At 66.9% G+C, this 26,695-nt stretch carries 33 protein-coding genes; 15 read left to right on the top strand and 18 right to left on the bottom strand.

Translation table 11 applies throughout. The annotated features are described in order from the left end of the window. The first annotated feature begins 37 nt into the window (after positions 1 to 37). A complete protein-coding gene (locus tag KBZ33_RS01255) occupies positions 38 to 289 on the top strand; it encodes a hypothetical protein (RefSeq protein ID WP_315859114.1) in 252 nt (83 codons plus the stop codon). A gap of 13 nt (positions 290 to 302) precedes the next feature. Here the strand turns inward: KBZ33_RS01255 and KBZ33_RS01250 are convergent, their stop codons facing one another. From KBZ33_RS01250 to KBZ33_RS01240, 3 genes are read right to left on the bottom strand one after another with little or no spacing between them, the layout of a single operon-like run. Beyond that, positions 303 to 581: a DUF427 domain-containing protein gene (locus KBZ33_RS01250; RefSeq protein WP_254949532.1), complete on the bottom strand. Its 279-nt coding sequence runs from the start codon at positions 579 to 581 to the stop codon at positions 303 to 305. A gap of 45 nt (positions 582 to 626) precedes the next feature. Beyond that, the gene (locus KBZ33_RS01245) at positions 627 to 1,202 is read right to left on the bottom strand and encodes a DUF2808 domain-containing protein (protein ID WP_254949533.1); all 576 of its coding nucleotides are present in this window, start codon (positions 1,200 to 1,202) and stop codon (positions 627 to 629) included. Positions 1,203 to 1,228: 26 nt separating this feature from the next. After that, complete coding sequence (locus KBZ33_RS01240) at positions 1,229 to 2,524, bottom strand: glutathione S-transferase family protein (RefSeq protein WP_254949534.1); 1,296 nt, start codon at positions 2,522 to 2,524, stop codon at positions 1,229 to 1,231. A gap of 119 nt (positions 2,525 to 2,643) precedes the next feature. Here KBZ33_RS01240 and KBZ33_RS01235 point away from each other — a divergent pair, with 119 nt between their 5' ends. From KBZ33_RS01235 to KBZ33_RS01225, 3 genes are all read left to right on the top strand, one after another. Next, on the top strand, positions 2,644 to 3,162 hold the full coding sequence (locus tag KBZ33_RS01235; protein ID WP_254949535.1) for a phycocyanin subunit beta: 519 nt from the start codon (positions 2,644 to 2,646) through the stop codon (positions 3,160 to 3,162). A gap of 586 nt (positions 3,163 to 3,748) precedes the next feature. Then, positions 3,749 to 4,087 carry a P-II family nitrogen regulator gene (locus KBZ33_RS01230; RefSeq protein ID WP_254949536.1) on the top strand — a complete coding sequence of 113 codons (339 nt, stop codon included), beginning with the start codon at positions 3,749 to 3,751 and terminating at the stop codon, positions 4,085 to 4,087. Between the two features lie 87 nt (positions 4,088 to 4,174). Further along, a complete protein-coding gene (locus tag KBZ33_RS01225) occupies positions 4,175 to 4,894 on the top strand; it encodes an SDR family NAD(P)-dependent oxidoreductase (RefSeq protein ID WP_254949537.1) in 720 nt (239 codons plus the stop codon). Positions 4,895 to 4,901: 7 nt separating this feature from the next. On the opposite strand, the gene hemN is transcribed toward KBZ33_RS01225, so the two are convergent. Together hemN and KBZ33_RS01215 are read right to left on the bottom strand one after the other, a co-directional pair. Beyond that, a complete protein-coding gene (gene hemN, locus KBZ33_RS01220; protein WP_254949538.1) occupies positions 4,902 to 6,272 on the bottom strand; it encodes an oxygen-independent coproporphyrinogen III oxidase in 1,371 nt (456 codons plus the stop codon). Between the two features lie 37 nt (positions 6,273 to 6,309). After that, positions 6,310 to 7,047 carry a biliverdin-producing heme oxygenase gene (locus KBZ33_RS01215; RefSeq protein WP_254949539.1) on the bottom strand — a complete coding sequence of 246 codons (738 nt, stop codon included), beginning with the start codon at positions 7,045 to 7,047 and terminating at the stop codon, positions 6,310 to 6,312. Positions 7,048 to 7,187: 140 nt separating this feature from the next. Between KBZ33_RS01215 and KBZ33_RS01210 the strand changes: the two genes are divergently transcribed. After that, positions 7,188 to 7,613, top strand: a complete 426-nt coding sequence (locus KBZ33_RS01210; protein WP_254949540.1) for a hypothetical protein — start codon at positions 7,188 to 7,190, stop codon at positions 7,611 to 7,613. A 250-nt stretch (positions 7,614 to 7,863) separates the two neighbouring features. On the opposite strand, the gene KBZ33_RS01205 is transcribed toward KBZ33_RS01210, so the two are convergent. Continuing rightward, on the bottom strand, positions 7,864 to 9,345 hold the full coding sequence (locus KBZ33_RS01205) for a hypothetical protein (protein ID WP_254949541.1): 1,482 nt from the start codon (positions 9,343 to 9,345) through the stop codon (positions 7,864 to 7,866). Positions 9,346 to 9,687: 342 nt separating this feature from the next. Between KBZ33_RS01205 and KBZ33_RS01200 the strand changes: the two genes are divergently transcribed. Together KBZ33_RS01200 and KBZ33_RS01195 are read left to right on the top strand one after the other, a co-directional pair. Then, a complete protein-coding gene (locus KBZ33_RS01200) occupies positions 9,688 to 10,107 on the top strand; it encodes a tellurite resistance TerB family protein (protein WP_254949542.1) in 420 nt (139 codons plus the stop codon). Between the two features lie 100 nt (positions 10,108 to 10,207). After that, positions 10,208 to 11,140, top strand: a complete 933-nt coding sequence (locus tag KBZ33_RS01195; protein WP_254949800.1) for an L-lactate dehydrogenase — start codon at positions 10,208 to 10,210, stop codon at positions 11,138 to 11,140. Positions 11,141 to 11,153: 13 nt separating this feature from the next. Here KBZ33_RS01195 and KBZ33_RS01190 read toward each other — a convergent pair whose 3' ends face one another. Next, entirely contained in the window at positions 11,154 to 11,843 is a 690-nt protein-coding gene (locus tag KBZ33_RS01190) for a long-chain fatty aldehyde decarbonylase (protein WP_254949543.1), read from the bottom strand. A 50-nt stretch (positions 11,844 to 11,893) separates the two neighbouring features. Then, the gene (gene acsF / locus KBZ33_RS01185) at positions 11,894 to 12,946 is read right to left on the bottom strand and encodes a magnesium-protoporphyrin IX monomethyl ester (oxidative) cyclase (protein WP_254949545.1); all 1,053 of its coding nucleotides are present in this window, start codon (positions 12,944 to 12,946) and stop codon (positions 11,894 to 11,896) included. Between the two features lie 146 nt (positions 12,947 to 13,092). On the opposite strand from acsF, the gene KBZ33_RS01180 reads away from it, so the two are divergent. Genes KBZ33_RS01180 through gorA form a run of 3 tightly spaced genes read left to right on the top strand, consistent with a single transcriptional unit; the run spans position 13,093 to position 15,387 of the window. Then, positions 13,093 to 13,398 (top strand): metalloregulator ArsR/SmtB family transcription factor, encoded by a 306-nt coding sequence (locus KBZ33_RS01180; RefSeq protein ID WP_094584033.1) that lies wholly within the window; start codon positions 13,093 to 13,095, stop codon positions 13,396 to 13,398. Then, entirely contained in the window at positions 13,376 to 14,032 is a 657-nt protein-coding gene (locus tag KBZ33_RS01175; protein WP_254949546.1) for a pentapeptide repeat-containing protein, read from the top strand. Before KBZ33_RS01180 ends, KBZ33_RS01175 begins: the two co-directional genes overlap by 23 nt. Then, complete coding sequence (gene gorA, locus KBZ33_RS01170; protein WP_254949547.1) at positions 14,029 to 15,387, top strand: glutathione-disulfide reductase; 1,359 nt, start codon at positions 14,029 to 14,031, stop codon at positions 15,385 to 15,387. The genes KBZ33_RS01175 and gorA overlap by 4 nt, the downstream gene beginning before the upstream one ends. On the opposite strand, the gene KBZ33_RS01165 is transcribed toward gorA, so the two are convergent. From KBZ33_RS01165 to cysK, 3 genes are all read right to left on the bottom strand, one after another. Further along, a complete protein-coding gene (locus KBZ33_RS01165) occupies positions 15,388 to 15,669 on the bottom strand; it encodes a 2Fe-2S iron-sulfur cluster-binding protein (protein ID WP_254949548.1) in 282 nt (93 codons plus the stop codon). Positions 15,670 to 15,745: 76 nt separating this feature from the next. After that, on the bottom strand, positions 15,746 to 16,171 hold the full coding sequence (locus KBZ33_RS01160; RefSeq protein ID WP_254949549.1) for a hypothetical protein: 426 nt from the start codon (positions 16,169 to 16,171) through the stop codon (positions 15,746 to 15,748). A 37-nt stretch (positions 16,172 to 16,208) separates the two neighbouring features. Further along, positions 16,209 to 17,189: a cysteine synthase A gene (cysK, locus tag KBZ33_RS01155; RefSeq protein WP_254949550.1), complete on the bottom strand. Its 981-nt coding sequence runs from the start codon at positions 17,187 to 17,189 to the stop codon at positions 16,209 to 16,211. Positions 17,190 to 17,323: 134 nt separating this feature from the next. On the opposite strand from cysK, the gene KBZ33_RS21570 reads away from it, so the two are divergent. From KBZ33_RS21570 to KBZ33_RS01135, 4 genes are read left to right on the top strand one after another with little or no spacing between them, the layout of a single operon-like run. Next, positions 17,324 to 17,821 (top strand): MotA/TolQ/ExbB proton channel family protein, encoded by a 498-nt coding sequence (locus tag KBZ33_RS21570; RefSeq protein WP_254949551.1) that lies wholly within the window; start codon positions 17,324 to 17,326, stop codon positions 17,819 to 17,821. Further along, positions 17,818 to 18,171 (top strand): hypothetical protein, encoded by a 354-nt coding sequence (locus KBZ33_RS01145; protein ID WP_254949552.1) that lies wholly within the window; start codon positions 17,818 to 17,820, stop codon positions 18,169 to 18,171. Before KBZ33_RS21570 ends, KBZ33_RS01145 begins: the two co-directional genes overlap by 4 nt. Beyond that, positions 18,168 to 18,533 carry a biopolymer transporter ExbD gene (locus KBZ33_RS01140; protein WP_254949553.1) on the top strand — a complete coding sequence of 122 codons (366 nt, stop codon included), beginning with the start codon at positions 18,168 to 18,170 and terminating at the stop codon, positions 18,531 to 18,533. The genes KBZ33_RS01145 and KBZ33_RS01140 overlap by 4 nt, the downstream gene beginning before the upstream one ends. Continuing rightward, positions 18,530 to 19,228, top strand: a complete 699-nt coding sequence (locus KBZ33_RS01135) for a hypothetical protein (RefSeq protein ID WP_254949554.1) — start codon at positions 18,530 to 18,532, stop codon at positions 19,226 to 19,228. Before KBZ33_RS01140 ends, KBZ33_RS01135 begins: the two co-directional genes overlap by 4 nt. A gap of 13 nt (positions 19,229 to 19,241) precedes the next feature. Here the strand turns inward: KBZ33_RS01135 and KBZ33_RS01130 are convergent, their stop codons facing one another. The 7 genes from KBZ33_RS01130 to corA all read right to left on the bottom strand — a co-directional run bounded on the left by KBZ33_RS01130 (position 19,242) and on the right by corA (position 26,257). Further along, the gene (locus tag KBZ33_RS01130) at positions 19,242 to 20,447 is read right to left on the bottom strand and encodes an aminotransferase class I/II-fold pyridoxal phosphate-dependent enzyme (protein WP_261362139.1); all 1,206 of its coding nucleotides are present in this window, start codon (positions 20,445 to 20,447) and stop codon (positions 19,242 to 19,244) included. A gap of 1 nt (position 20,448) precedes the next feature. Then, complete coding sequence (locus KBZ33_RS01125) at positions 20,449 to 21,549, bottom strand: cell wall metabolism sensor histidine kinase WalK (protein ID WP_254949555.1); 1,101 nt, start codon at positions 21,547 to 21,549, stop codon at positions 20,449 to 20,451. After that, complete coding sequence (locus KBZ33_RS01120) at positions 21,550 to 22,242, bottom strand: response regulator transcription factor (protein WP_254949556.1); 693 nt, start codon at positions 22,240 to 22,242, stop codon at positions 21,550 to 21,552. Between the two features lie 44 nt (positions 22,243 to 22,286). After that, positions 22,287 to 22,919: a Crp/Fnr family transcriptional regulator gene (locus KBZ33_RS01115; RefSeq protein WP_254949557.1), complete on the bottom strand. Its 633-nt coding sequence runs from the start codon at positions 22,917 to 22,919 to the stop codon at positions 22,287 to 22,289. Positions 22,920 to 22,996: 77 nt separating this feature from the next. Further along, entirely contained in the window at positions 22,997 to 23,968 is a 972-nt protein-coding gene (locus tag KBZ33_RS01110; RefSeq protein WP_254949558.1) for a CHAD domain-containing protein, read from the bottom strand. Between the two features lie 18 nt (positions 23,969 to 23,986). Beyond that, positions 23,987 to 25,006 (bottom strand): PstS family phosphate ABC transporter substrate-binding protein, encoded by a 1,020-nt coding sequence (locus tag KBZ33_RS01105; RefSeq protein WP_255011397.1) that lies wholly within the window; start codon positions 25,004 to 25,006, stop codon positions 23,987 to 23,989. Between the two features lie 150 nt (positions 25,007 to 25,156). Next, a complete protein-coding gene (gene corA / locus KBZ33_RS01100) occupies positions 25,157 to 26,257 on the bottom strand; it encodes a magnesium/cobalt transporter CorA (RefSeq protein ID WP_255011388.1) in 1,101 nt (366 codons plus the stop codon). Positions 26,258 to 26,405: 148 nt separating this feature from the next. Here corA and KBZ33_RS01095 point away from each other — a divergent pair, with 148 nt between their 5' ends. After that, a complete protein-coding gene (locus tag KBZ33_RS01095) occupies positions 26,406 to 26,675 on the top strand; it encodes a hypothetical protein (RefSeq protein WP_315859113.1) in 270 nt (89 codons plus the stop codon). Positions 26,676 to 26,695 lie beyond the last annotated feature (20 nt).

Raw genomic sequence — 26,695 nt, 5'->3', positions numbered from 1 at the left:
AGGGGGCAGAATGCCATTCCTGTATACGAGGCAAGACGTGGCGATCTCCTTTCCTCAGACCCGTCAGCGCAGCAGTTCCCAGTCCTGCCGGACCTACCGGCTGGTGGATCAGCAGGGTGAGCCCCATCCCATCCTCGACGACCTCTACGAATCCCTGGATGCGGCCTGGAGCGAGGCACTGCACTGGTGGCAGGAAGAATTCGGCCCCGTGCAGGGACCGGTGGGCATCGGCGTGGAAGTGAGCACCCTGAGCGGCGAATGGCGCACCCTGCGCTATCCCGGCACCTGAGAACCTGAGGGTCTCAGCGCACCGTCACCCCTTTCCAGAAGGCCACCCGGCCACGGATGTTGCTGGCGGCCTGCTTCGGCTCCGGGTAGTACCAGACGGCATTGGCGTTCTCCTTGCCGTCCACCACCAGGTCGTAGTAATGGGCTTCCCCTTTCCAGCCGCAGACGGAGCGATGGCTCGAAGGCCGGATGCAGGCGGCATCCAGCGAGTCCGCCGGGAAATAGGCGTTGCCTTCCACCGTCACGATGTCCTCGCTGCTGGCGATCACCGTTCCGTTCCAGCTGGCCTGCATCGTTGACGTCGTCGAAGACGCTCCATTCTGGCGCCTTCCGACCTCTTACCAGTCGTTGGGCTGGTAGATCCGCAGGGTGCCCACCCCCACGGGACTGGGTAAGGGGTTGGGGCCGAAGGGAATCGCCGTCACCTGAAACAGGTAGGTGTCGGCCTGGATGGGGTTGAACCAGGGCCGCAAGGACACGGTGACGGTGGCGCCGGGGGGAACGGGCTCAGGGAAGCTGAGGGTGAAGAGGCGGGAGGCAGGCTCGAAGCTGGCTCGGACCGGAATGGGACGCCCCTCGCGGCGCGGAACGCCCAGGAAGGCCCGGGTCCGCTCGACGGCGAAGGGGAATTGCCAGTCGGCACCGCGGGTCTGCTGAATGGTCAGGCCGCCGAGGGAAGCACCCGCCTGCCCATCGAGGCTGAGGGTGAAGAAGTACTCCGCCGGGGATTGGCCCACATTGGTGGTGTAGCTGGTGAGGGCCACTTTCCAGGGGGCCCGCACGAACTGGGTGCGCCCCCCCAGCTCAAGGGCGTGGGTGCCTGGTGGCACGCAGGCCAGCAGCAGCGAGAGGGTTGCCACCGGCAGGATGGCGTCGTTCTTCACCGAGAGCCTGCGCTGTGGAGGACGTGCCATGGCCACCTCAAGCTTCAGAGCTCACGCTAGAGGGACGCTGCTAGGGAGGGGTTCGCACCGGCCAGGAAGGGCGATGGATCCTGGTCGCGGCGATGCTGAACCGGAATCGGCTCCCCCGGAGCCCAAGGGTCGGCCGGATCCAGGCAGGCGGTGGCCTCCAGGGATCGGCGCAGCAGACGGGCGGCGTGCAGCGGCATGTCCCTCGGCACGCTGATGCGATCCCGCAGATAGCGCAGCCCCCTGGCCGACCCAGCCGGTGGTGGGCAAGGCCTGTCTGTGATCAGGCGGGTGAGCGCACAGCGCAACGCCCGATCCAGACCTTCCGGGCCCAGGGGGTTGCGTGCCAGCAGGGTGTTCCGGTGCCGCAGCACCCTGGCCAGGGCCACGCCGGCCGCCTCGGCCGGCTCACGCTGGCTGGTTTCGGGGTCGGCTCCAGGGGGGGCCAGCACGGGCCAGGGGCCGGCGTCGATCCGCTGGGCCAGATCCCGCTGCTCCGGCGTGCCACTGGCGTGACAGCCCCCCATCTGGGGAGGGAGGTCGTGGGCATGGGTGTGGAAGTCGCTCTGGGTGCCCAGATAGGTGGGGCGCTGCTCGAGGGCGTCGAACCAGCGGTCGATGGCGGGGTAACGCTCCCGCAGCAGGAAGCCCTTGTAGTAGGCCAGGCTGGCGTTCATCCGCTCGAGGTAGGGCACGAAGATCAGGTCCACCGTGCCCAGGTCCCCCAGCAGAAACGGTCCGGGGTCGGCGGCGAGGGCGATCGCGAAGCGTTCGGCGAAGCGCTCGAAGCCCTGCTGGCCCCGGGCCTCCTCAGCGGCGCCACGGCTCGGGACGCAGAGCCATTGGCACCAGGCCCGGAACAACTGACGCTCCAGCTGGCGCAGGGGAAGCGCCTCGCGCGCGTTCATCCCCAGCCCCAGGGGACCGAAGGCCGTCTCAAGGGCCTCCAGGATGCGATCGCTCTCGGTGACCAGGCGGCCATCCAGCGCGAGGGCCGGCAGCATGCCGCCCCGCACCAGGTCGGTGTACCAGGGCTCCTTCTGCCCATAGCAGAACATCGTCACCTTGCGGATCCGATAAGGAATCCGCCGCTCCTCCAGCCACAGCCAGACCTTCTGGCAGTAGGGGCACCAGGCGTGGTGATCCCGGTACAGCGTGACGCGGATCTCCCCTGCCGGGCGGCCGAAAAGGCGCTGCAGGGCCTGGGCGCTGGTGGGACCTGCGGCGGGATCCGTGAAGGCTGGTGTCGCCAGAACTGGCGTCGCCTCGGAGGCCAGCGCCGCCCAGTCCAGGGGCTCGAAAAGCTCAGACACGGAGCCGGCCATGGAAGGGGGATGGGGCCGTGCAGCCTAGACAGACCCCCTTGGCAACACCCCCCCCCGGCCCTCGCACCGGCACGGACAACGAACCTAAAGTCGGATCATCCACGCCTTCCTGCAACCCCATGTTCGACGCCTTCACCAAGCTCGTCGCCCAAGCCGATGCCCGCGGCGAATTCCTCAGCCCCGGTCAGATCGATGCCCTGGGAGCCATGGTGGCCGAGAGCAACAAGCGGATGGACACCGTCAACCGCATCACCTCCAACGCCTCCAAGATCGTCACCAACGCGGCCCGCGATCTGTTCGACCAGCAGCCGGCCCTGATCGCCCCCGGCGGCAACGCTTACACCCATCGCCGCATGGCCGCCTGCCTGCGCGATATGGAGATCGTTCTGCGCTACATCACCTACGCGATCTTCACCGGTGATGCCTCCGTCCTCGAGGATCGTTGCCTCAACGGTCTGCGTGAGACCTACCTGGCTCTCGGCGTTCCTGGCGCTTCCGTGGCCGAAGGCATCCGCAAGATGAAGGCGGCTTCTATTGCCATCGCCGGCGATCGCAATGGCATCACCCAGGGCGACTGCGCTGCCCTGATGTCCGAAGTGGGCACCTACTTCGATCGCGCCGCCGCGGCCGTCGCCTGAGTGGGGTCGGTCTACCGGCCAGCCATCAACCCACCTCGCCGGGAATTCTTCCCGGCTTTTTTGTGACCGTTCGCTGGCCGGACGGCTGGTTTGTCATTTTCGCTACACGGCCCCGCTTCGCCTGCAACGAAGGTTGCCTTTGGCATTGCTTCTAATCACCAAGCAGTCGATGCTTCGATCACCGACGGGTGATCAACCACCGATGCGTAGCTTCATCACCAGCGCATGGGCGATCGCATAGGCACCATCAAGAAGCCCATCTCTTGCCTCATTGCTGGATAGCGAGTTTCCCACTCAGTTCGCGGGTTGTTCAATGCTTCAATATTACCTATCCACAGATATAGTGAGGGCGATCATGGTCATATCCGCTGACATTGAGCTGACATTGAGCTGACTTTCAACAGGCCGATAGCCATTCTTGTCAGCGACGGGATACTGGCCTTGGGAACTGCTATCATTTTCAAGATTCTCGTTGCACTGATGCCCCTTCGCGTCAGTGTCGAAGAGGAGGAAGATCGCGGACTCAACTTCGTCTTCAACGGAGAAGAGGCGTACGACCCAATGACCAACTGAGGCCTTCAAATCCATGAAAATGATCACGGCAATGGTTCGCCCTTCCAAGGTCGATGCCATCAAGACAGCCCTCGTGGCCCTCGACATCATCGGTATGACGGTCACCGACTCCCGCGGATTCGGTCGCCAGAAAGGCCAGGTCGAGCGCTATCGGGGTACGGAGTTCACCGTCGAGTTTCTCCCCAAGGCCAGGATTGAGATCGTTGTCCCTTCCGCCAAGTTGGAGGCGGCGATCGCCGCCATCACCGAGGCTGCCCACACCGGTGAAATCGGCGACGGCAAGCTTTTTGTCACCCCCGTGGAGTCGGTGGTTCGGATCCGCACCGGAGAATCCGGCGAAGCCACCCTCTGACCAAGCGACAGCATCAGCGAGCCGATCAACAGGAGCTGGCCGGGATGGCCGGCTCCTTTTTCATGAACTCCCCCGTACTCGCCGGCCGTGGCCCAGCCCCGCATCCTGCTGATCAGCGGCGCCAGCCGGGGCATCGGCCGCGCCATCGCTGAAAGGGCCTTGGCCGACGGCCATCGGCTCAGCCTCGGCGTGCGGGATCCCGCCGGGCTGCCGCAAGGCCCGCTGCTGGAGGCCGCCCGCCTGCGGCCCGACCGGATGCTGCTGCAGGCCTACGACGCCGGCGACCCCAGCCAGGCGAGCACCTGGGTAGCGGCGACCCTGGCCCAGTTTGGCGCCATCGACGGGCTGATCCACTGTGCGGGGCTGTTCTCCCGGGTGGGTCTGCTGTTTGAGGCTGGCCAGGAGCAGGAGATCGAAGCGCTGTGGCGCGTGAATCTGATGGGACCGTGGTGGCTGACCAGGGCCGCCTGGCCGGCGCTGGTGGCCAGTGGCGACGGCCGGGTGATCACCCTGGTGTCGATGAGCGGCCAGCGGGTGAAGGGCCCGCTGGCGGCCTACCCCTGCAGCAAGTTCGCCCTGATGGCCCTGTGCCAGGCGATGCGCAACGAGGGTTGGGATGCCGGCATCCGGGTGACGGCGATCTGCCCGGGCTGGGTCAACACCGCCATGGCCTCCCAGGTGACGACACTTTCCGCCGAGGCCATGACCCAGCCCGAGGATCTGGCCACCCTCACGGCCCAGTTGCTGCGGCTGCCCGCCAGCGCCGTGCCCTTCGAGCTGAAGATCAACTGCGTGCTGGAGCTCTGAGGCCGGCTCAGATCAGCCGCGATCCAGAGGCCGCCCGGCGCTGGGTGGGGTCAAACACGGCCGCCACGGTGCGAATCAACCAGCGGCCCGAGGTCGTGACCTCCACCAGGCCCAGGCCATCGGCCTGGCTCAGCCGCACCAGGCCGTCGTCGGCCAGGAGCCCCAGATCGGCCCATTCGCGGCTGAAGCGATCCGGATCAATCGCCACCTTGAAATGGCACATCACCTCCCGGATCAGTGCCCGCCGCTCCAGCACCTCCGGATCACTCACCACCAGCCCCCGCTCCACCGGCAGCTGGCCGGCGGCGATGCTGGCGGCGTAGGCCTGCAGATCCCGCTGGTTCTGGCTGAACAGCCCGGGGAACTGGCTGATGGCCGTGGGCCCCACCCCCAGCAGCTCCAGCTCCCCGCCGGTGGTGTAGCCCTGGAAGTTGCGGTGCAGGCGCCCCTGCCGCGCCGCGACGGCCAGGCTGTCGCCGGAGAGGGCGTAGTGATCCATGCCGATGGCGTCGTAGCCGCACCCGCCCAGTCGGTTGGCGGCACTTTCCAGCATCTGCAGCCGCTGCCGCTGGGAGGGCAAGTCGTCCGGTGCGATCTTGCGCTGCAGGGGCAGCTGGTCGGGGAGGTAGGCGAAGGAGAACAGGGACACCCGATCGGGACGCAGGTCCTGCACCAGCGCCAGGGTGGCGTCGAAACGCTCCGGGGTCTGGAGCGGCAGACCGCAGATCAGATCCACGTTGACGCTGTCGAAGTCCGCCTGCCGCATCCAGGCCATGGCCCGGCGCAGCTGGTCGACCGGCACCACCCGGTTCACGGCCTGCTGCACCAGGGGGTCGGCATCCTGAATGCCGAAGCTGATCCGGGTGAAGCCCAGGCGGCGCAGCGCAACGACGTCCTCCCGGCTGAGGGCCTCCGGATTGACCTCGATGGAGGCCTCCAGGTTGTCCTCGAGATCGAAGTGACGTTCGATCAACCGCCAGAGGCTCTCGCGCTCGGGGATCGTCAGGTAATTGGGGGTGCCCCCGCCCCAGTGCAGCTGGGCGAGGCGTCGCCGCTGGGCGGAATGGCGCGTGATCAGCTCCAGTTCAGCGGCCAGGGCGTCCAGGTAGGGACCCACCACCTTCGAACCGGCGCCGGTGGTGATGCGGTTGCAGCCGCAGAACCAGCAGGCGTTGCGGCAGAAGGGCACATGCACGTAAAGCGACAGCGCCTCGTCCGTGGGGCGGGCCAGCTGGGTCTCGAGGTCGGCCGCCGTGACGCCCCCGTGGAAGGCCGCGGCCGTGGGGTAGCTGGTGTAGCGGGGTACGGGCCGGTCGTGCTTGAGCAGCAGATCGATCGTCGTGGCGCCGGGCGCTGAAGCGGTGGCCGCTGGGGTCATGGGAGGAAGGGAGGGTGGAGCGGAACGGTCGGGGTGATCAGGCCTCGGAGCTGGCAGGCGCGGGCGTCTCCAGAGCGGCCAGTTCCGCCAACAGCCGCTGGGTGGCGCGGAAGGCGACCACCGCTTCCTCCAGCAGCTCCTCCTCTTCCACCTCGCTGAGATCAAGCTGTTCGAAGGCGTCGTGCAGCGCCTGCTTCAGCTCAGGGATGGGGCGCTGGAACTTCCAGAACCGCAGGCTGGGCAGCCCCTGGCTCGAGAGAATGGCCTGGGCCTTCTCGCCCAGTTGCTGGCCGCCGGAGAGATCGCCGCCGTAGCGCACATAGACGTGGGCCATCAAGCGGTGTGGCGCCTGGCGGGCCAGGTCGCGCAGCTGATCCAGCCAGTCGTGGGCGGCAGCAGAGGCCGGTGTGGCCGGGATGGCGCCCAACATGGCGACGTCCTGCCGCAGGGCCTGGCGGCGAGCCAGGACCGTCCAGGGAAAGGCCTTCGCCCCCAGGGCGGCGGCCAGCTCGGGGCCCTGCTCCTCAATCAGTTCGTAGGCGGGGGCGAGGGCACGGATCAGGGCCGCCAGCTGCCTGGGGCTGGCGTGGCCCTCCAGCAGGGATCGGGAGAAGGTCATGCCCTCGGCCTGGTGGTGGGCGGCACCGATGCGGGCGTGAAGCCGACGCACTCGGGGGCCAAAAGCTCTGCGCGCCAGCACATCAGCGGGCCTGGCGTGATCGGAGATGGCTTCGGAGATGGCTTCGGGGATGGCTGTGGGGATGGCTGTGGTCATGGGGATCGATGCCAGAGAGAAAACGTGGGTCCGCGCAGGGCGCTGATGCCTACGTTATAACGGTACTATTGTTCCATGCTTCTGTGGCAACAATTTCGTTGCAACCGCCGCATCCGCCACCCCCCACCACACACGCCGCCATGTCCGCCACCCCCCAGGCCTCGGCCACCGAGCCCACGCGCTGCCTGTCCTTCCTCGTGGCTCCGCTGGGCCAGCTCAGCGAGGACGGCCAGCTGCGTGAACTGATTGAGGAACGCCGGCAGTGCAAGGGAGCGGCCGTGGAGCTCTGGTACCTGGGGCCGGATCTGGTGGAGGAGCTCTGTCTGAGGCCGGCCTTCAGCCACCCTCCGGGGAAAGGCGACGAGCGCCGCCCAAGCGAGAAGCTCATCGAGGCGATGGTGGCCGGCGAAGCGACGGTGATCACCTGGCTGCAGCTGCGCTTCGGCGGCTGCACCGGAACCCTCGCGGTGCCGACAACCTGGCTTCAGGAACGAGCAGGCCGACTGCCGCCCCTGGCCCCTGCCAGCAACACGGCCAGCAGCAGTGGTTCCAGGAGGCCCTGGTGACGGCCAGCCCCTGGGTAAGGCCTGCAAAAGGTTGGCTTCCGTCGATCCAGCGCCTGATCGGCCAGGCGCCTCAGCTGCAGCAGGGCCAGATCAAGGGGAAAAGCGTGTCCTTATCAACGAAGGATCTCATGCCAATCAGAATCGCTGGCGTCCCCTTGCCTGCGTTGGTGTCGGTCCGCCTGCAGTTCGTGACGAGGAGCTGGAGAGCAAGACAGAGACAGCCGATTTTCCGCCTTTGGTTAAAACCACACTAACGGCTATCGAAAGCTTGTTGTGATTGCAACCAGGAGTAAAAGAATGCCAAAGGCAGAATATAGGCCAAGCTGAGACGACCAGCCTCCTGTCCGCCATTTCCCACAAGCGTAAAGAGGAGAGGCGCGAAGCAGGCCAACGCCGAGAATAGCAAGGCTCTTTGACTTACGCTTTTCCAGATATTGGCAAGAATCATGCGCACCAGAGGGTAGTAGAGAAAAATGCAAAGAGCTCCCCACATGAGCCATTGCAGGGCCTCCTCAAGCCCTGCTGCTGGGTTGGGTAGCTGGATGTACTTCCATGGCGAAAAGGGTGCCGGAAAAACAATCCTTGCCAGACGCTGGGGCTCCAGAATGTCTCCCATGGCGCTCAATGGGCTAGACAGGATATAGCTCTTGATAATATGCTGATTTTCTTTGCAATACTCAGCTACCTCGATTCCACTGTGCACCGACATATCAATACCGCCTTTGATGTTGGGCGCATGCACGAAGACCTCGGCAAGATTGCAACCCGTGTAGTTTGTTAGCATAAATGTATTAATCAAGCGATGCTGATTGATGTGGTAAGGGGAGGCCAGAAGGAGCCCAAGCAGCAGTCCCAAAGTCACCAGTAATTTTCTATTCAGCAGCGATGACAAAAGAATCAATGCCAGGGCGTAGGGAGCATAGGGCCTTGACATATACGCATTGAATGCTAAGAAAATTGCAAGCAGGCCAACGGAAATACCAACCGGAAGGGTGACAGGTTTGCCGCCACCCAAGTGAATCAATGCAAGCAGGCCTATGATCGAAGCTGGGTATAAGGCGTCGACAAATGACCCGCCCGAGAACAGAATGATGTAGATGGGTAAAATGAACAGGATCCATCGCGCCCAGCGCTGCTGATGCGGGAGTTGCGATGGCGCTTCAAGGATACGGAAAAGGGTTCTCGATAACAACAGAACACCAAAAAGCAATGCCGAGAAGTAAGCCAAGTCATAATAGAGATGCAAGCATGCTTCTCCACAGGCATGTCCAAGCTCCTTCTCGATGTGTAGAGATGGACGCATGACTGAGGTAACAGTCTGAAAGGCGAGTTCAGCATGGGTTTTCAACAGCAGAGACCGGAGGTCTGGGATGCTCCTGCACCACCCATAGTTGGGGGTGTGATTCTTTAAAAATGCGCCGGCGGAGGCCACCACCAGCGAATAGGCCATGGATTTAGTGACCACCAGTGCTCTCGGCATGGGCAGTGGCATCAGCAGCAATGTCACCCCTGAAGCTAAGGCCAGGCTCGCCATGGAGGCGATCAGCCGCCGCAAGACGCTCCAATGGATCGCCGCCTGGGCAAGGGAGCGGATGGGCCGCTTTGCTATCTGGGGATCATGGCTGGGGTCTTCCACCACACAGTTCCAGCCGGCCTTGTCGTCGGCAGCATCGCGATTCTGCTCGCCGTTGGCATCGTTGTGCTTGCCTTTATGGCCACCAGATCGCGGCATGCCTCGCGGGGCCCAAGCGGATCGGACCGGGAGCTGTAGCCGGGGTGGGGGGCAAACTTGGAAGACACACAGAGATTGCCCCCTTCCAGCATCCCCGCAGCATCCAGATGGGCACGGCTACCTTTAGAATTCCACACCCCTACCAACGCCATGGTCTCGCATCGTGCATCACCAAGGGGTGTAGCCAGGCCGCTTGACGGAAGGGCTTCCTTGAATGGCAGATGGGGAAAATCTTGCCGGAAGTCGGGAGAACCCAACAACGAGTTTGCCAAGGTTTGTGTCGCGCTGGCTTCCTGATTCACACAGAACAGCTGCAATGAATGCAAAGGATCGAGGACAGCCATGACCCCCGCCGAGGCCTTCGCCGCCATTCCCCTGGCCGCCGTTTGCTGCGACAGCAACTTCGGCCGTGAGGAGGCCCACAGTCTCAAAGAACAGTTGGTCCGCCGCTCTCCTTACCGGAGCATGACGCCGCTGGCCTTCGGCGAGCGCATCGAAGGTCTGCTGCATCTCTTCCGCCGGGACCACTGGCAGGAACTGATCCGCCAGGCCATCCCAGTGTTCACCAGCACCCAGCAGGAGCTGGCCTACGGCCTGGCCGTTCAGCTGGTGTTGTGCGATCGGGAGGTGAAACCGGCAGAGGCCACCTTCCTCACCCCCCTGGGCAACGAGCTTTCCCTGCCACCGGGCCGGACCGCCCAGATCCAGGAGGTGCTGGCGCTGCTGCAGCGCGATGTTCTGATCGGCGAAACCGTTGCCTGATCTCACCCCGGCCGTCGGCAACGCCTCCGCCGCCCCCTTCTGCAACCTGCTGCTGCCCACGGGCGCCCAGGCGCGGGGGCGCACCCTCCCCGGCCGCAAGGTGGTGATTGTGGGCTGCGGCGCCGTGGGCATGGCCTGCGCCGTGGCGATCCTGCATCGGGGCTGCCAGGAGGAGCTGGTGCTGGTGGATGTCGCCCAGGACCGGCTGGAGGGGGAGGTGATGGACCTCTGCCACGGCCTGCCCTTCCTGCCCCGCACCGACCTGCGGGCCGGGAGCGTGGAAGAGGAGGGCCGGGACGCCGACCTAGTGGTGATCACCGCCGGCGTGGCCCAGCAGCCGGGCCAGTCGCGGCGGGAGCTGATCGAACGCAATGCGGCCCTGTTCCGCAAGCTCGTGCCACCGATCGCGCTCCACTGTCCCCGGGCGGTGCTGCTGGTGGTGAGCAATCCGGTGGATGTGCTCACCCACATCGCCGGCCAGCTGAGCGGCTTCCCCCCTCACCGGGTGATCGGCTCGGGCACCGTGCTGGATTCGGCCCGCTTCCGCATGGCCATCAGTCGCCGGCTGGGGATCGATCCCCATGACGTCCAGGCCTGGGTGATCGGCGAACACGGCGATTCGGAGGTGCCGGTCTGGAGCCGGGTGGTGGTGGCTGGCTCGGGGCTGGTCGATGGCGGCTGGGAAGGCAGCTGCACCCTGGCGGACCCTGAGTTGCAGGCGTTGTTCCACAGCGAGGTGCGCCAGGCGGCCTATGAGATCATCCGGCTCAAGGGCAGCACCTCCTGGGCGATCGGGCTGGCCACCGCCGAGATCGTCGAGGCGGTGCTGCGCAGCAAGGACCAGATGCTCACCGTGAGCAGCCGCAGCCACGGCCACTACGGCCTGCCCGATGTCTGCCTCAGCCTGCCCACGATCGTGAGTGACAGCGGCGCCGCCGCCCTGGTGCAGATGGCCCTCACCGAGAAGGAGATGGGGCAGCTGCGCAGCAGCGCCGAGGTGCTGCGGGGGATGCTTGATGAGGCGGGGTTCTGAGCAGCGGCGCCCCCTAGAAAGCCACCTCCAACGCCTGCCCCGCCAGTCGCGCCACCAGCCCCCGGGCCTGGCGCGGCTCGAAGCCGACCGCCTCGATCGCTTCCTGGAAGCGGCCCACGAATTCGCCCACCAGCTCGCTGGGGTCGATGCCGATGGCGGTGAGATCGGCACGGACGGCGTTGAGCACCGCCAGCACGATCGGAACGGCGCGCTCACAGCAGGCCGCGATCGGGGCTGCCACCTCGGGGAACCCGGCCGCCAGCCAGCGCTGGCCGTAATCAAGGTGTTCGGCCTCGTCGTCCAGCACCGTCTGGATGATCGGGGCGGCATAGACATCGGCCACCGGTTGATAGCAGCGGTAGGCCGCCACGGCAAAGCTCTCCACGATCAGGCACTGGATCACCAGGGCGCTGACCCGATCGCCCGTTGCCACCGCCTCGCGGAACAGCCGGTGCAGGGGCGCGAACAACCGCTGCGCCAGCGGCAGGTCTGGGCGGATCCCCAGCTCCTTGCCGCAGCCAGCAAAGTCGCGGGCATGGCGGCCCTCCATGGCCGCGAGCCGCTGCAACTCCTGCCTGTCCTCCGGCAGCAAAGCGGCCAGCAGGCGGAAGTGGCTGTCCGCCAATCCCTCACCGACGATCACCAGGGCGTTGATGCGGCTGTAGGCCTGGCAGTAAGCAGGACTCAGATGGGGCTGGGGCATGGCAGAGGAAGCAAGGAAAAAGAACGGGAATGGCCAGCGGCGGGTCGGGATCAGGCCGTTTCCACCCGCAGCATCGGCTGGAAGAACTGGCGCCACAGCAGCCCACCGAAGCGCAGCTTCAGGACGAGCTGGCGCAGGGGAGAGGCCCCCTGGCGGCGGGCGGCACCCATCTCCTGGAAACAGGTCACGAGGCGATCGCGCAGGGCGATGAACTGGCCGTTGTCCAGATCGAAGACCCAGGGAAAGGCACGGCGGGCCGTGCGGTTGGTCTGGCGCATCACCTCCGCATCGAACCGTTCCGGATCCATGCCCAGGATTTGGTAAAACTCACCGCGCTCACACACCGTGAGGCTGTGGGTGAGAAACACCGACCAGAGGAAGAAGCGACTCAGCAACTTGCCGCGAAAACCCTGCCGCAGGGCTGGCCAGCAGCGGATCAGCATGTTGAAGATGTCGCCATGGCGATTCTCGTCCTGGCACCAGGGCTCGAAGAAATCGAACAGGGGGGCGAAGTTGCTGTCGGGGTTGGCCTTGAGGTGGCGGTCGATCAGGATGTAGCGCCAGTAGCCGATCTTTTCCGACAGGAAGACGCTGTAGAGCACCCAGCTGAGGGGGAACCAGGTGATCGGCCGCTTGGTGCTCAGGCTGGGCAGGTCGATCTCGATGCCTTCGGCCACCAGCGCCCGGTTGAGGAAGCCGGCATGGCGGGCCTCATCCCGGGCCATCAGCTGGAACAACCGGCCGAGCTCCGGTCGCTTGGCCTGCATCAGCCGGCGGGAGAGCTCCTTGAACAGCAGAAATCCGGAGAACTCCGACACGCAGGAGCGCACCAGGTAGCTCTCGTAGGCCTGCTTCTCCTCGGGGCTGAGATCCCGGAGCCGATCCAGTGGTGCCTTGCGGTCGAAGTGTTCCCGGTTGTAGTCGGCCTCCATTTCGGCGAGCATCGCCTCGAAGGCCGGCCGCTGCAGCTCCAGATCCGTGCGGGCCGCCTTGGCGATCTGGGTGGTGTAGAAGCGCGGCGTCAGCAGGTCCTCGCGCAGATGCGGGGCAGCCGGAGCGGCAGCTGAGGGGGCCGCAGCAGCAGAGGAGAGGGTGGCTGTCATCAGGGAGGCGACGTTGCTTCACGTCATAACGACAACGTGATACTACGTGATCCAGGTGATGCAGAAGGTCTTTTTCATGATTCTGCATGACTGGGCTGAGATGGCAGCGTGGTAACCTCACGCCATCCCAGGCTTTGGAGCCGTCGATGGAATCCCTGGCCGACTATTTCAAGGTGTTCTCCGAGCCCAACCGTCTGACCGTGCTCGAGACCCTGCGCCCGGGCCCGCTGAACGTCACCGCCGTCGTCGAGAAGACCGGCCTCAGCCAGGCGCTGGTGTCCAAGCATCTCAAGCTGCTCACGATCGCGGGCGTGGTGCGCCGCCGTCCCGAAGGCAGCCTGGTGTTCTATGAAGTGATCGACAAGGGCGTCTTCCAGCTCCTGGCTCAGGCCAGAAAGCTGATGCTCGCCTCCCGCCGCCAGCAACTCGATGCCCTTGCGGCCATCCTCTGACCTCCCCGCCGACCTGGACGCCCTCAAACGTGCCCTGGCCGAGGGCCGTCGCCAGTTTGCCGGCCTGCGGCTGGGGGATCTCGATGGCGTGGCCCTCGATCTGGGCGACTGCGACCTGAGCGGTGGCTGCTTCAAGGAAGGGCGATTCGGCCATGCCCGCCTGGCGGGCGCCAACGTGGAGGGGGCCTGCTTCCAGCAGGCGCTGCTGTGGGGGGCCGACCTCTCGGCTGTGGCGGCCAGCGGCTCCTTCTGGCACGACGCCGACCTGTCGGCGGCGCGGCTGCAGGGCGCCGATTTCGGCGGTGCCCTGATGCACCGCTGTTGCCTGCGGGGCGTGCTCGGGGCCCACAGCCACTGGCGGGCCGCCCGGCTGGTGGAAGCCGACTTCCGGGGCGGGCTCGACCAGCGCACCGACCTGGGCGGGGCCGATTTCCAGGGGGCCGATCTCAGCTTCGCCCTGCTGCAGGGGGCCCTGTTGCAGGGCAGTGATCTTCGCGGCGCCTGTCTCTACGGCGCCAACATGGAGGGGGCCGATCTGCGCGACGCCGACCTGAGCGGCTGCGACCTGCGGGACACCGATCTGCGGGACGCCATGCTGGATGGAACCAAGCTCCACAACGCCCTGCTGCCATGAGCGACTGCTTCGATCTGATCGTCCTGGGGGCAGGCTCCGGTGGCCTGGCCGCCGCCAAACGGGCGGCCTCCTACGGGGCCTCCGTGGCGATCGTGGAGGGCGACCGGGTGGGGGGCACCTGCGTGATCCGCGGTTGTGTGCCCAAGAAGCTGCTGGTCTACGGCTCGGCCTACCGGCACCTGCTGGCCGATGCCTCCAGCTACGGCTGGCAGCTGGATGGCTTCCGGCCTGACGCCTCCGTGCTGCTGGCCAACGTGCGCCGCGAGGTGGACCGGCTCAACCTGCTGCACATCAGCCTGCTGGAGAAGGCGGGCGTCGAGCTGGTGCGGGGCTGGGGCCGGTTCGCCGATCCCCACCACATCGAGGTGGTCCATGGATCCGCAACCAGCCGACAGATCAAGGGGGATCGGATCCTGATCGCCGCCGGCGGTCGCCCGCACCGGCCCGTCTTCCCTGGGGCCGAACTGGGCTGGGTGAGCGACGACATGTTCCTGCAGGAGCGCTTCCCCGACCAGGTGGTGGTGGTGGGAGCGGGCTTCATCGCCTGCGAATTCGCCTGCATCCTGCACGGCCTGGGTGTGGCGGTGACCCTGCTGGTGCGGGGCGATCATCTGTTGCGGGGCTTCGATCGGGAAGCCTCCCATGCGGTGCAGGAGGCCATGGAGGCCGAAGGCATCGAGATCCGCTTCGCCCACAGTCCCGCCGCCATCACCGGTGTGCCCGGCCATCTGGAGCTGGTCACCCAGAGTGGTGAGGTGCTCCCCTGCGGCGGCGTGCTGCTGGCCACCGGCCGTCAGCCCTTCCTGGAAGGGCTGCAGCTGGAGAGCGCCGGCGTGGCGGTGGAAGGTCACCGCATCCCGGTGGATGCCGACCAGACCACCAACGTGCCCCACATCCATGCGGTCGGCGACGTGACCGACCGGATCAACCTGACGCCTGTGGCCGTGGATGAAGGCCGCGCCTTCGCCGACACGGTGTACGGGAACAAGTCGCGCCAGGTGAACCACGACCTGGTGGCCAGTGCCGTGTTCAGCCAGCCGGAGCTGGCCGGGGTGGGGCTGAGCGAGGAAGCGGCGATCGAGCGCTTCGGCGCTGAAGGGATCCGGGTGCACCGGGCCCGGTTCCGGCCCATGGCCCAGGCCCTGCCGGCCCGTGGCCCCCGGGTGCTGCTGAAACTGATCGTGGACAACGCCACCGACCGGGTGGTGGGCTGCCACATGGTGGGCGAGCACAGCGCCGAGATCATTCAGATGGCGGCGCTCGCCATCGGCATGGGCGCCACCAAGGCCGACTTCGACCGCACCATGGCCCTGCACCCCTCGGTGGCCGAGGAGTTCGTCACCATGCCGGGATGATCAGAGATCCTCTTCGACGCCCGGCTTGATGGTGCAGTCGGAGAGGGGGTAGCTGACGCAGAGCAGGGCGAAGCCTTCGCCGATCTGTTCATCGTCGAGGAAGCTCTGGTCCGACTGATCGACGCTGCCGGAGAGGATCTTGCCGGCACAGGTGCTGCAGGCCCCGGCCCGGCAGGAATAGGGCAGATCGATGCCCTGCTCCTCAGCCGCATCGAGGATGTAGGTGTCGTCAGGGCAGGTGAAGGACTTGCCTCCTTCGAGGCTGATCGTGAAGCTCGCCATGGCGCCGCAGCAGGAATTGCAGGGAATCCTTGGGGAGCCTGGAGCTGGGGGGTGTATCGAGGCTTACAGGGCCCGCTCAGGCCGATGGTGGCTCGGTGGGGAAGCCCCAGGCGCGCCGCAGGGCGGGGTCAGAGAGTTCCCAGGCATGTTCGCTGGCCACGACGGCGGCCCGCACACCACCGTCCTCCAACCCCCGCTCCCGACGGCAGCTGTCGAGTCGCTGCCGGAAGCACAGGCTCTCCTGCAGCAGCGCTTCGACCCGTTCGGCACCACCGGCACTGGCCAGCATGGTGGGCTGCCGTCCACAGAGTTCGAGGCTCTCAATGTGCTGCTCCAACCAGGCGGCCTCGTACTGGAGCATGGCGTTGCTGCATCCATCGAGCCGTGAGGCATAGAGCGCCAGATGCTCGTCGAGCCGTCCTGGGGCCTCACCCCTTTCGCCCGTGGGCATCGGGGTTGAGCGGTCGTGGAGCCGCTGCATGATCTGGCGCAGATAACTCATTGGCGGTGGCTTCGAAGCTCGCGGGCGGGCGGTGGGATCAGACGGCAGCCAGGCCCCGTTCATTGAACACCCCTTCGAACAGCACCGAACTGAGATAACGCTCGCCGGAGTCGGGCAGCACCACCACGATCGTGCGGCCCTCGAAGGCCTTTTCCCTGGCCAGCCGCAGGGCGGCCACCGTGGCGGCGCCGCAGGAGATGCCAGCCAGAATGCCCTCCTCCTTCATCAGGCGGCGGGCCATGGAGACCGCCTCCTCGTCGCTGACGGCCTCGACGCGATCGACCAGGCTCAGGTCGAGGTTGGCGGGCACGAATCCGGCGCCGATGCCCTGGATCTTATGGGGGCCGGGCCGGAGATCCTCGCCGGCGATGGTCTGGCGGATGACGGAGCTATTGGCGGGCTCCACCGCCACTGACACCAGGGGCTTGCCCAGGGTGGTTTTGATGTAACGGCTGACGCCGGTGATGGTGCCGCCGGTGCCCACACCCGCCACCAGCACATCCACCACACCGTCGGTGTCCGTCCAGATCTCCGGGCCGGTGGTGTCGTGGTGGATGCGGGGATTGGCCGGGTTCATGAACTGCTGCAGCATCACCCAGCGGTCCGGTTCGGATTCCGCCAGCTCCCGGGCGGCACCGATCGCCCCGCCCATGCCGAGCCGGCCTTCGGTGAGGACCAGGTGGGCGCCGTAGGCGGTGAGCAGCTTGCGCCGCTCCAGGCTCATCGTCTCCGGCATCGTCAGCGTGAGGGGAATGCCCCGGGAGGCGGCCACAAACGCCAGGGCGATGCCGGTGTTGCCGCTGGTGGGTTCGATCAGTTCCTTGCCGGGCCCCAGCAGACCGTCCCTTTCCGCCTGCCAGATCATCGCCGCGCCGATGCGGCACTTCACCGAATAGGCCGGGTTGCGTCCCTCGATCTTGGCGAGCACCCGCGCCCCGCATCCCTCCGTGACGCGGTGCAGCTGCACCAGCGGGGTCTGCCCGATGCTGAGGCTGTTATCGGCATGGATGGGGCTCATGGTGCTCCCGCAAGATCCGGTCCACGGGCACCTTAGTCAGCGTTCGATCGCGGGGGACTGTCAAGCAGCTGCAGCACGTCGCGGGGGCGACACCGGCCCATACCATCAACTGCAGCCATGCAGCATCGCCAGGGGTGAAGACAACGATCCCCGGGACCCACGGACCCGTCGCCCTGCTGCTGCTGCTCCTCTCCATTGCGGTGGTGACCGTGGCGCTCGACCGGGGCCGCTACTGGTGGAACTGGTGGCGCACCCGGACTTCCCGCCGGCAGCAGTGGGAGCGGCTGCTGGCTGAGGAGGGAGGGGGCGCCGCTGGGCGGAAGCTGGAGGACTGGGATCTGGAGATGCGCTTCGGTGAGCCGCTGCTGCAGGCCGCCGTCGTGCTGGCCCCCCTGCTGGGGCTGGTGGGCACCGTCCTCGGTCTGATGCAGGTGCTCTCCAGCCTCGGCCCCCAGCTGCTGCTGCCGGCGGGCGCCAACCTGGCCGGATTCAGCCAGGTGTTGCTGAGCACCGCCCTGGGGTTGATCATCAGCCTGATCGCCAGCACCAGCCTGGTGGCGAACCAATGGCTGCGGCGCAGCCAGTGCCTGCGGCTGCAGCGACTCGGCCGTGCCTGCCCCCCCCAGGCATGACCTACACCCTCGCTTCGCTTGTGGGGCTGACCCTGCTGCTGTGCGGATCGGTGGCGGCCCTGGCGGATCTGGTCCGGGAGCGCCAGCCGCGGCTGCGCCCCCAGGGCGGGACGGCCCTGACGGGGGCCCTTTGGATCGTGCAGGCGCCGGAGGATCGCTGGTTCGTCAACGGGGAACCGGTGTCCCGCTCCCGGCTGCCGGGCCTGCTGGCCTCCCAGCCGGCCAGCACCGAGATCCGCTTCCTGCCGGCCGCCACGCTGCCGCTGGAACGGGTGAGCCGCTCCCTGGCCCACCTGCGTTCGATCAGCCCCCGGCCCGTGGGGCTGGCCCTGTCGGGCCAGGGGCCATGAGGGCAGACGCTGATCCCGTCCAGGCCTGGGGGCCAGCGTTGGAGGCCCTGGCCCTGGGGACGGTGGCGACAGGACTGGCGCTGCTGACCCTGGCGTTGATCCTGGTTCCCCAGCGGCTGGCCCAGCGACCGGCGAGGGAGGGGATCGTCAGCCTGCACCTGGCTGCCGATGGACAGCTGCGGCTGTGGAACCAGCCGATCCCCAGCGGGGAGCTGATGGGCGTGCTGCAGAAGCTCGAAGCCGGCCAGGCCCGCCCCACCGTGCGGCTGGTCCCCGATCGCGATGTGCCCTGGGGGGCGGTGCAGCAGCTGATGGGGCGGCTGGGCCGCACGGACCTGCCCCTGGAGCTGCAGCTGCCATGAAAGCCAGCCTGCCCTTCCCCGGTTGGCGCCGTCTCCAGCTGCCCCTGCTGGTGGCCCTGGCCTTGAACGGGCTGCCGTTGCTGACGGCCCTGCGGCCCTCCCAGCGTCCCGTGCCCAGCAGAGCCACGGCCCCAGCGGATGACACTCCCGAGCTGCTGCGCTTCAGCCGCCAGCAGGCCCGGGAACCAGCCCTGCCACTGCTGACCCCCCTCTCCCTGGGTTCCCTGAGCTCCCTGCCGCCGCCACCGCCGACGGATCTGCCGGCCGGCCGGCGTGGCAACGCTGCCAGCACGGCCAGACCCCAGGCCCGGGCGGCCACCACCCCCGGCCGGGGCGAGAGGACAGCCCAGGAGCGCCCCCCTTCCAGCTCCGGCGCGGAACCCACGGCGGTCAGCAGACTGCTCGCCCTGGCCCTGCAGGCCAAGGCCATCGAGGCGAGCGAGGCCACATCCGTGGCGGGTCTGTGGGAGCAGGCCTCACCCACGAAGGAGTCTCCTGCCGGGATGAGCCTCACGGCGGACGGCCTGGAATGGCGGCGCCTGCCCCTGGCCAAGGCACGCGCCGCCGGGCTGCCGTTGGGCGATCCCCTGGCCGTGCTTTTTGGCGGCAGGGTGCTGCTGCTGTGGCCGGAGGGCACAGCGCTCTGGATGCTGGGCGCCGCGGGCGAGAGCCAAGCGGCCAGCTCCAGCCCCTGAACGGCCGCAACGTTCAGCGGCCGGACGCCTCCAGGGCCGCCACAGCCTGGAACAGTCGCCCCAGGGCCTCCTCCAGATCAGGGGCACCGAGCATGCCGTAGCTGAGTCGCAGCAGGCCCCGGCCGCCAACTGGCGGCAGGCCGAAGCTGTCGCCCGGCAGGGCCGCCACCCCGTGCCCCAGCACCAGGTGCCGCAGCAACGCGGCGCCATCCAGGGAACAGGGAAAGCGCAGCAGGCCATAGAAGGCCCCATCCGGGGGACCCAGCAGCTCCACGGCCAGGCCGCCGCTACGGGCCGCCGCCACCGCGTCGAGCAACTGCCGCCGCCGCTGCCCGAGGGCCTCGACATGGGGACGGCACCAGGCCGGCCCGGCCTCCAGGGCCGCCAGGGCCGCCCTCTGGCTGACCTGGGGCGGGCAGATCAGCACCGTGTCCTGGACCTTGGCCAGGGCCCCCATCAGCTGGCGGGGAACCGCCGCGTAGCCCACCCGCCAGCCCGCCATGCCGTAGGCCTTGGAAAGGGAATACAAGGACACCGTGTGGCCGCCGCTGCCCGGCAGCCGGCCAGGACTTGCATGGGGCACCGAGCCATGGACGAAGTCGGCATAGGCCTCATCGCTCACATGCACCAGCCCATGGCGGTGGCACAGGCCATTGATGGCCGCCAGCACCTGCGGCGGCGTCACCAGGCCGCTGGGATTGTTGGGGGAGATCGTCACGATGGCGCGGCTGCGGGGGGTGATCGCCGCCGCCAGCCGGTCGGGATCGGCCACCAGCCCCGCCTCTACCGGCACGGGCACGCCGCCGGCCAGGCGGATCGCCATGGCGTGGTTGAAATAGAACGGCAGCGGCAGCAGCACCTCATCGCCGGGGTCGCAGAGCACCTGGGCGATGGCGTTGAAGGCCATGTTGCTGCCGGCGGTCACCAGCAGGTCACTGCCCTCCAGATCCAGGCCACGCCCCTCGATGAGCTCCCGCCGCACGGCCTCCAGCAGGGGCTCCTCGCCCCACACCGGCCCATAGCGATCCAGCCGCCGATCGGTCTGGGCCAGGGCCACGGCCACGGCCTGGCCCACCCCCGGCGGGGGCGCCCAGGCCACCATGCCCTGGGCCAGGGACAGGGCCTGCGGGCACTGGTGCAGCAGGGCGCCGACCTGGGCGATGACCGGATCGGCCACCGCCGCCATCCGCTCCGCCGCCCGTGGGTACGCGTCGCCCATCTCAGGCCGCTGCCGGCAGCAACAGTTCCAGCACGGCGCCACCGCCGGGGTGGTTGGTGGCCTGGATGCGGCCGCCGTGGGTGACGGCGATCTGCTGGACGATCGCCAGGCCCAGGCCGCTGCCGCCCCGGTCGCTGCGCACCCGGGAGGGATCACCGCGATAGAAGCGCTCGAACATGTGCTCCAGGTCGTCCTCACTCAGGCCGGGGCCCTCGTCGCGGATGGTCAGCAGGCACCAGCCCGCCGTCGCCTCAATCTCTACCAGCACCGTGCCACCGTCCGGGCTGTAGCGCAGGGCATTGTCCAGCAGGTTGAGCACCGCCCGGTGCAGCCGCGAGCCATCGCCCAGCACGCCCAGGGGGGACTCCGCCGCCAGCTCCAGGCGAATGCAGCGGCGCTCGGCCAGGGGGCGCAGACCCAGCCACACCTGCTGCACCAGCTGGGGCAGATCGACACGGCTGCGCAGGCGCACCCCCTCCGGCAGGGTGTTCTCCAGTCGGGAGAGTTCCAACAGATCACCGACGAGCCGCTGCAGCCGCAGCAACTCGCGCTGCAGCCGTTCCACCAGCACCGCATTGGCGTCGTTGACATGGGCCGCCAGGCTGTCCCCCACCAGCAGCAGGGCCGTGAGGGGCGTCTTGAGTTCGTGGGCCACATCACTCACCCAGCGCTCCTGCTGCTCCAGCTGGGCTTCGAGCGAACGACGGCTCTGGAGCAGCAGCGCCACCCAGCCGTCATCGCCGGGCAGAATCACCACCGCCAGTTGCTGATCGCCCGGCTCCCAGTCCAGCCGCTGGGGCCGCTCCCGCCGGCGGGCGTTGCGGATCCCTTCGAGCAGCTCGGCAGAACGGCAGACCATCTCGAGCGGTTCCTGGCGGCCCAGACCGGCCCCGGGGACATCCAGCAGCTTTTCAGCCCGCAGGTTGATCAACTGGATGCGATCGGCGCCATCGAGGATCAACCAGCCATCGGGGGCCTCGCCGATCCAACGCAGCAGCTGGCGCAACGAAAGCCCGGAGAGGCCCTGACCGGGGCGGCGGCGGCGGCGCCCCAGCAGCCAGCCGAGGGCAAGCCCGAGCAGCCCGGCCAGCAGCAGGCCCATTCAGCCGAAGCGGTAGCCGAAGCCCCGGACGGTGATCAGATGCTCGGGGGCCGAAGGATTGGCCTCCAGCTTTTCGCGCAGCCAGCGGATGTGAACGTCGACGGTCTTGCTGTCGCCGAAGTAGTCGTAACCCCAGACCCGCTCCAGCAACTTGTCGCGGCTCCAGACGCGGCGCGGGTTCTGCATGAACAGCTCCAACAGCCGGTATTCCTTGGGGGAGAGATTGACCTCCAGGCCATCGCGGGTGACCCGGCATTCCTCAGGGAAGAGGCTCAGGTTGGCGTGCTGCAGAACCTTGGCCGCGACCTCCTGCGAGCGACTGCGGCGCAGCAGGGCCCGGCAGCGGGCCACCAGCTCCCGCAGGCCGAAGGGCTTGATCAGGTAGTCGTCGGCGCCCACCTCCAGCCCCAGCACCCGGTCGGTTTCGCTGTCGCGGGCGCTGACCACGAGGATGGGGGTCTGGTTGCCAGCCAACCGCAGCTGGCGGCAGAGATCCAGGCCCCCCAGACCGGGCAGCATCAGATCAAGAACCACCAGGGAAAACTCCTCCCCCGGCGGGCATTCCTGCAGGGTGCGCAGGGCCTCCCGGCCATTGCCGCAGGCCGTGACGGCAAAACCCTCCAGCACGAGGACGTCGCGGATCGTTTCACGGATCGTGTCGTCGTCCTCGACGACTAGGAGGGGGGGGTGCATGCCGGCATTATCGGCGTCTGCGGGAGGCAGATCCCAGAACTGACTCAACGACGTGGGAGATAGCTGACCACGAGGCGGCGCTGGCCGTCCAGCTGCAACCAGCCTTCATCACGCAGCGCACCGATGACGCGGGTGACGGTGACGCGGGTGGTCGCCAGGGCACTGGCCACCTCCTGGTGGGTGAGGCGCAGGTTGAGGCGCAGGCCCGATTCGCAGGGCTGGCCATACTCACTGGCCAGCAGTTCGAGAAAACCGCGAACCCGTTCATCGACGCGCTTGAGCCCCATCAGGGCCAGCAGGGCCTGGCTCTGGTGGAGGCGCAGGCCGAGGGCCTCGAGCATGGCCACAGCCAGGGCACCGTCCTGACGGATCTCGCTGCAACTCAGGCAGAGCAGGTCAGTGTCGGCCAGGGTGGTGGCGGCGTAGGCCTCGACGCCGTTGAGGGGATCACCAAAGGGTTCGTTGGGGCCGGCCAGCCCGAGCAGCATGTCATCGCCGTGAATCGTGATGGCACTGAGTTTGACCATGCCGCGAACCACAAGCCAGACATTATTTTTCAGCAGCGGCACATGGCTGCCGGCACTGACATGAACCAGACTGCGTTTCTGATAATTGGCTTCGAGAAGCTCGCGGAATCCATCTTTGCTGCCGGATTCACGGGAAGGCGTGAATACCATCGGGAAAAGCGCGTTGGATGCACCGAACTGTATGCAGCAACACCCCGGAATCGAGCAAAGGGCTGGTAGTGCTTTGGTTAAGGGCTTGGTAAGGCCAGGGCCGGCAGGGCCGAATCCAGGTGACTGTCGCAGTGGCTGTCGGAGCCCCGCTCCAGCCAGAGGGCCATCGACAGGCTCAGGCGCCGTTCGGGGAGCATCAGACCCTCGGCCCGCTGCCGCCACTGCTCCCAACAGCCCTGGGCCCTGTGGTCCAGCAGGGCCTCCAGAGCCGGCAGGCTCCTGGCCAGTCCGGACGGCAACTGGTCATCGATCGCCCGCTCCAGGACATTGAGATCGTTGAGCTCCCCCAACAGCTCCTGCAGATCCCTCAGTTCAACCACCCACTGCCGGCAGCGCGAGCCGGTGACGGCGCCGAGATTTTCGAGGCCGTAACGGGCTGCCTTGAGTCGCTTGCGAAGGTCGTGGACCCGTTCCATGTCCCCCTCCTGCTCGACGATGAACCAACCGGGATGCTGGAAGAGCCCGGCGATCATCGGGGCCTGCCACTCCAGGGTCCACCCCGGCAGCGGCAGTTCCCCCAGCGGCGTGAACTCGGGATGCCGCAGCCAGCCCTGCAGCTGGGAGAGCAACTTCAGATAGCCGCCGCTCTGCAGGGTGGAGACCACCTGCTCGTAGGCCAGGGCCCGCTCGCGCCGCAGCTGTTTCAACACCGGCTTGAGGGCCTTCCGCTCCGCCTCGGGCAGCTCGGGCATCAGATCCTTCTCCAGCCGTTCCCGCAGCACGTCGAGGTCCCGCGCCATGCCGAGCCGCCGCACTGTCTTGGCCAGTCGGGGGTCGGCGACAGCCCTGGGAAGCTGCAGGGCGGGGGCGAACTGGTGCAGGCAGGTGCGCAGCCGCCGCAACGCCACCCGCATCTGATGCAGGGGTTCGGGGTCGCTGTCGGCCAGCACCGGCCCCTGTAGGGACACCAGTTTGTCGGTGAAGCGAGCGATCAGATCGACGGCGAACGCTCCGTTGCTGAACGGGTGGTCATCGTGCGGGCTGGCCATGGGAGGGGCCCGGAGGCCTCAGCGGGGTGATTTCGAGCGGATCTGCTCGAAGCTGCGCCGGATCGCTTCGTTGATCGAGAGCCCGATGGGCAGATCGCCCCCGAAGGAGGTGCCGATCAGATGGCGATAAAGCTTGGATTCAACAACACGATAGGTGTCCGGAGGCAGGGGGATCACACCGGCCCGCTCACTGAAACGCAACCCCCCTTGGACCGTGAAGGTGATGAAGCGACGCACCTCGGGCCGATCCCTCAGATCCTTGTCGTTGATGTAGACGAACAAGGGACGCGACAGGGGCACGTAGCGCTCCTGCTGCACGTTGTTGATGGTCGGTGGCCAGGTGCCCTTCGGACCTGTGATGGCGAGCGCCTTGAGCTTGCCGGCCTGGGCGCGGTAGTAGGAAAAACCGAAATAGCCCAGCGCCAGAGGGTTTTTCTCAACACAACGTACAAGAACGTTATCGTCTTCACTGGCGGTGTAATCGGTGCGGGAATTTCGTGAATCCCCATTGATCGCCTTGTTGAAGTAATCGAACGTTCCTGAGTCTGCCCCTGGACCGCACAGATTGATCGGCCGATCCGGCCAGGCGGCATTCACCTGCTTCCAGCGCTTGATGTGCCCTTGCGCCTTGCGGTTCCACAGGGTGGAGAGCTCGGCCGTGCTGATGCGGCTGGCCCAGCTGTTGCTGGGATGGACCACCACCGAAATGGCATCGAAGGCCAGCGGCAGTTCAATGAACGTGACCCCCTTGGCGGCGCAGGCCTTGAGCTCCTTGGAGCTGATCGGACGGGAGGAGTTGCTGATCGGAATCTCCCCGCGGCAGAAGCTGCGCATCCCGGCCGAGCTGCCCGTCTCCTTCAGGGCGATGCTGACCGGCCGATCTCCCTGGCGCTTCTGGAAGGCCTTGGCGGCCTCTTCCATGATCGGGAACACCGTGCTGGAGCCTTCAATGCGCACCACAGGAGCCGTCCCCGTCTGGGCCTGGGCGGGCACCGGTGCCAGCGACGACGTCAGCCAGCCGCCGAGGAGGACACCCACTCCACTGCAGGCCATCACGCCCCTCGACCGGACTGTCGCAGGCAGCTTCAGGACCATGGTTCCAGACCAGCGGAGGAGGGACACTGCGCCGATCCTGCACCAGCAGGCCGAGGGGTTGGGTTAAGGGCAGATTGTGGAAGCCAGCTCAGCTCAGCCCTGCCCTGTCCAGTCCTGGAACCAGCCCCGCCGCCAGAGCCACCAGGCCTGCAGCGTGGCGATCAGGAGCATCAGCACCATGACGAAAGCGTAACCGTGGCGCCATTTCAACTCGGGCATGAACTCGAAGTTCATGCCATAGATCCCAACGATGAACGTGAGCGGCGCGAAGATGCTGGTGAGGATGGTGAGGGTCTTCATCACCTGGTTCATCCGGTTGCCGACGCTGGCCGCATAGGACTGGGTGATGGCATCGCACTGGCCCCGCAGCGACCCGCAGGCCTCGAACAACTGGTCGACGAGTTCGGCCATGTCCCGGAAGCCCTCCAGGGCCTCGGTGCCCAGCAGCCGTTGCCGTTGGCGCAGGAGCATACGGATCTGGTGGCGCAGCGGCCAGATCAAGGTGCGAATGATGCGCAGATTGCTCCTGAATTCGTAGGAGCGGCGCAGGATCAGGGGGCGGGGGTTGCGCAGGGAGGACTCCTCCAGCGCATCGAGCCGCTGGGACATCGCCTCCAGCATCGGGAACAGGTCATCGAGCAGGTCATCGATGAGAAAGTGCAGGATGTCGTCCAGGTCCCTGTCGGCCAGGGACCCCGACTTGGACAGCAGCCACTCGGTGAGATCGGGGAAGGGATCGCCGCCGCAGCCTTCCTCCATGGTGATCAGCAACCCAGGCAGCAGCACCAGCCCCACCTGTTCGCTGACCAGATGGGCCGGGTCCTTGGCGAAACTGAGCCGGTGCAGGACCACCAGCAGCACATCTTCCAGGCCGTTCACCTGGGGCCGTTGGGGCACCTCCAGCAGGGGGGCGAGCAGCACCGCCGGCACCTCCAGGTGCTCCAGGAGCTGCTGGATGTAGCGGCGATCGCCGAGCCCCTGCAGGCGCAGCCACAGGGGGGTGCCCGCTCTGCGCAGGCTGGCCAGCTGCTCGATGGCAGGGGCTGTGGTCCGCACCGGTCCGGACTCCAGGAACAGCACCGCGTCGGCCCGGGTGGGCCCGAGTCCGCCATGGACGTAGAGATGGGTGGGAAGGCCCGCCGGACGCTGCTCCAGGCGCTGGGAGCTCAGCGCCCCTGGGGTGAGTCGCACCACGGGATTCCGGTTGTTGCCACGATTCAACCGCAGCTGACCGGCGGTGGGTATGGCCTCCGCCAGGAGCCGCCGGGCTTTACGGGGCCTTAAGGCAGGTTGGCTACAGTCATCGACTGATTAAGACAACGCGTTGACGAACCAGCCCTCCATGGGACCCTCCAATCCCGAACTCGACCGGCAGGAGAGGGAGGTCCAATCTCCCATGGAGGCCCATAGCAGCTATCGCGGCAGCGACTGGAGCCCGGAGCGGCTGATGTTTCACCAGAACCTGGAGACCTTCGCCGACCAGGTGGGATTGATCGTGGGCCTTCAGGCCAACGGCAAGATGAGCCAGGACCAGGCCTACGCGAAGATCAAGAAGATCTGGAAAAATCTCAAATTCACCCGCGATTCCCTGTTTGACGCCTCCAAGGGCTGATCGGCTCCGCCGATCAGTTT

Source organism: Cyanobium sp. Cruz-8D1, from assembly GCF_024345975.1.
In the GTDB taxonomy this organism is placed as follows: Bacteria; Cyanobacteriota; Cyanobacteriia; order PCC-6307; family Cyanobiaceae; genus Cyanobium.
Note: the sequence above shows the minus strand (reverse complement) of the source record. Positions and strands in the feature narration are given on the sequence as shown.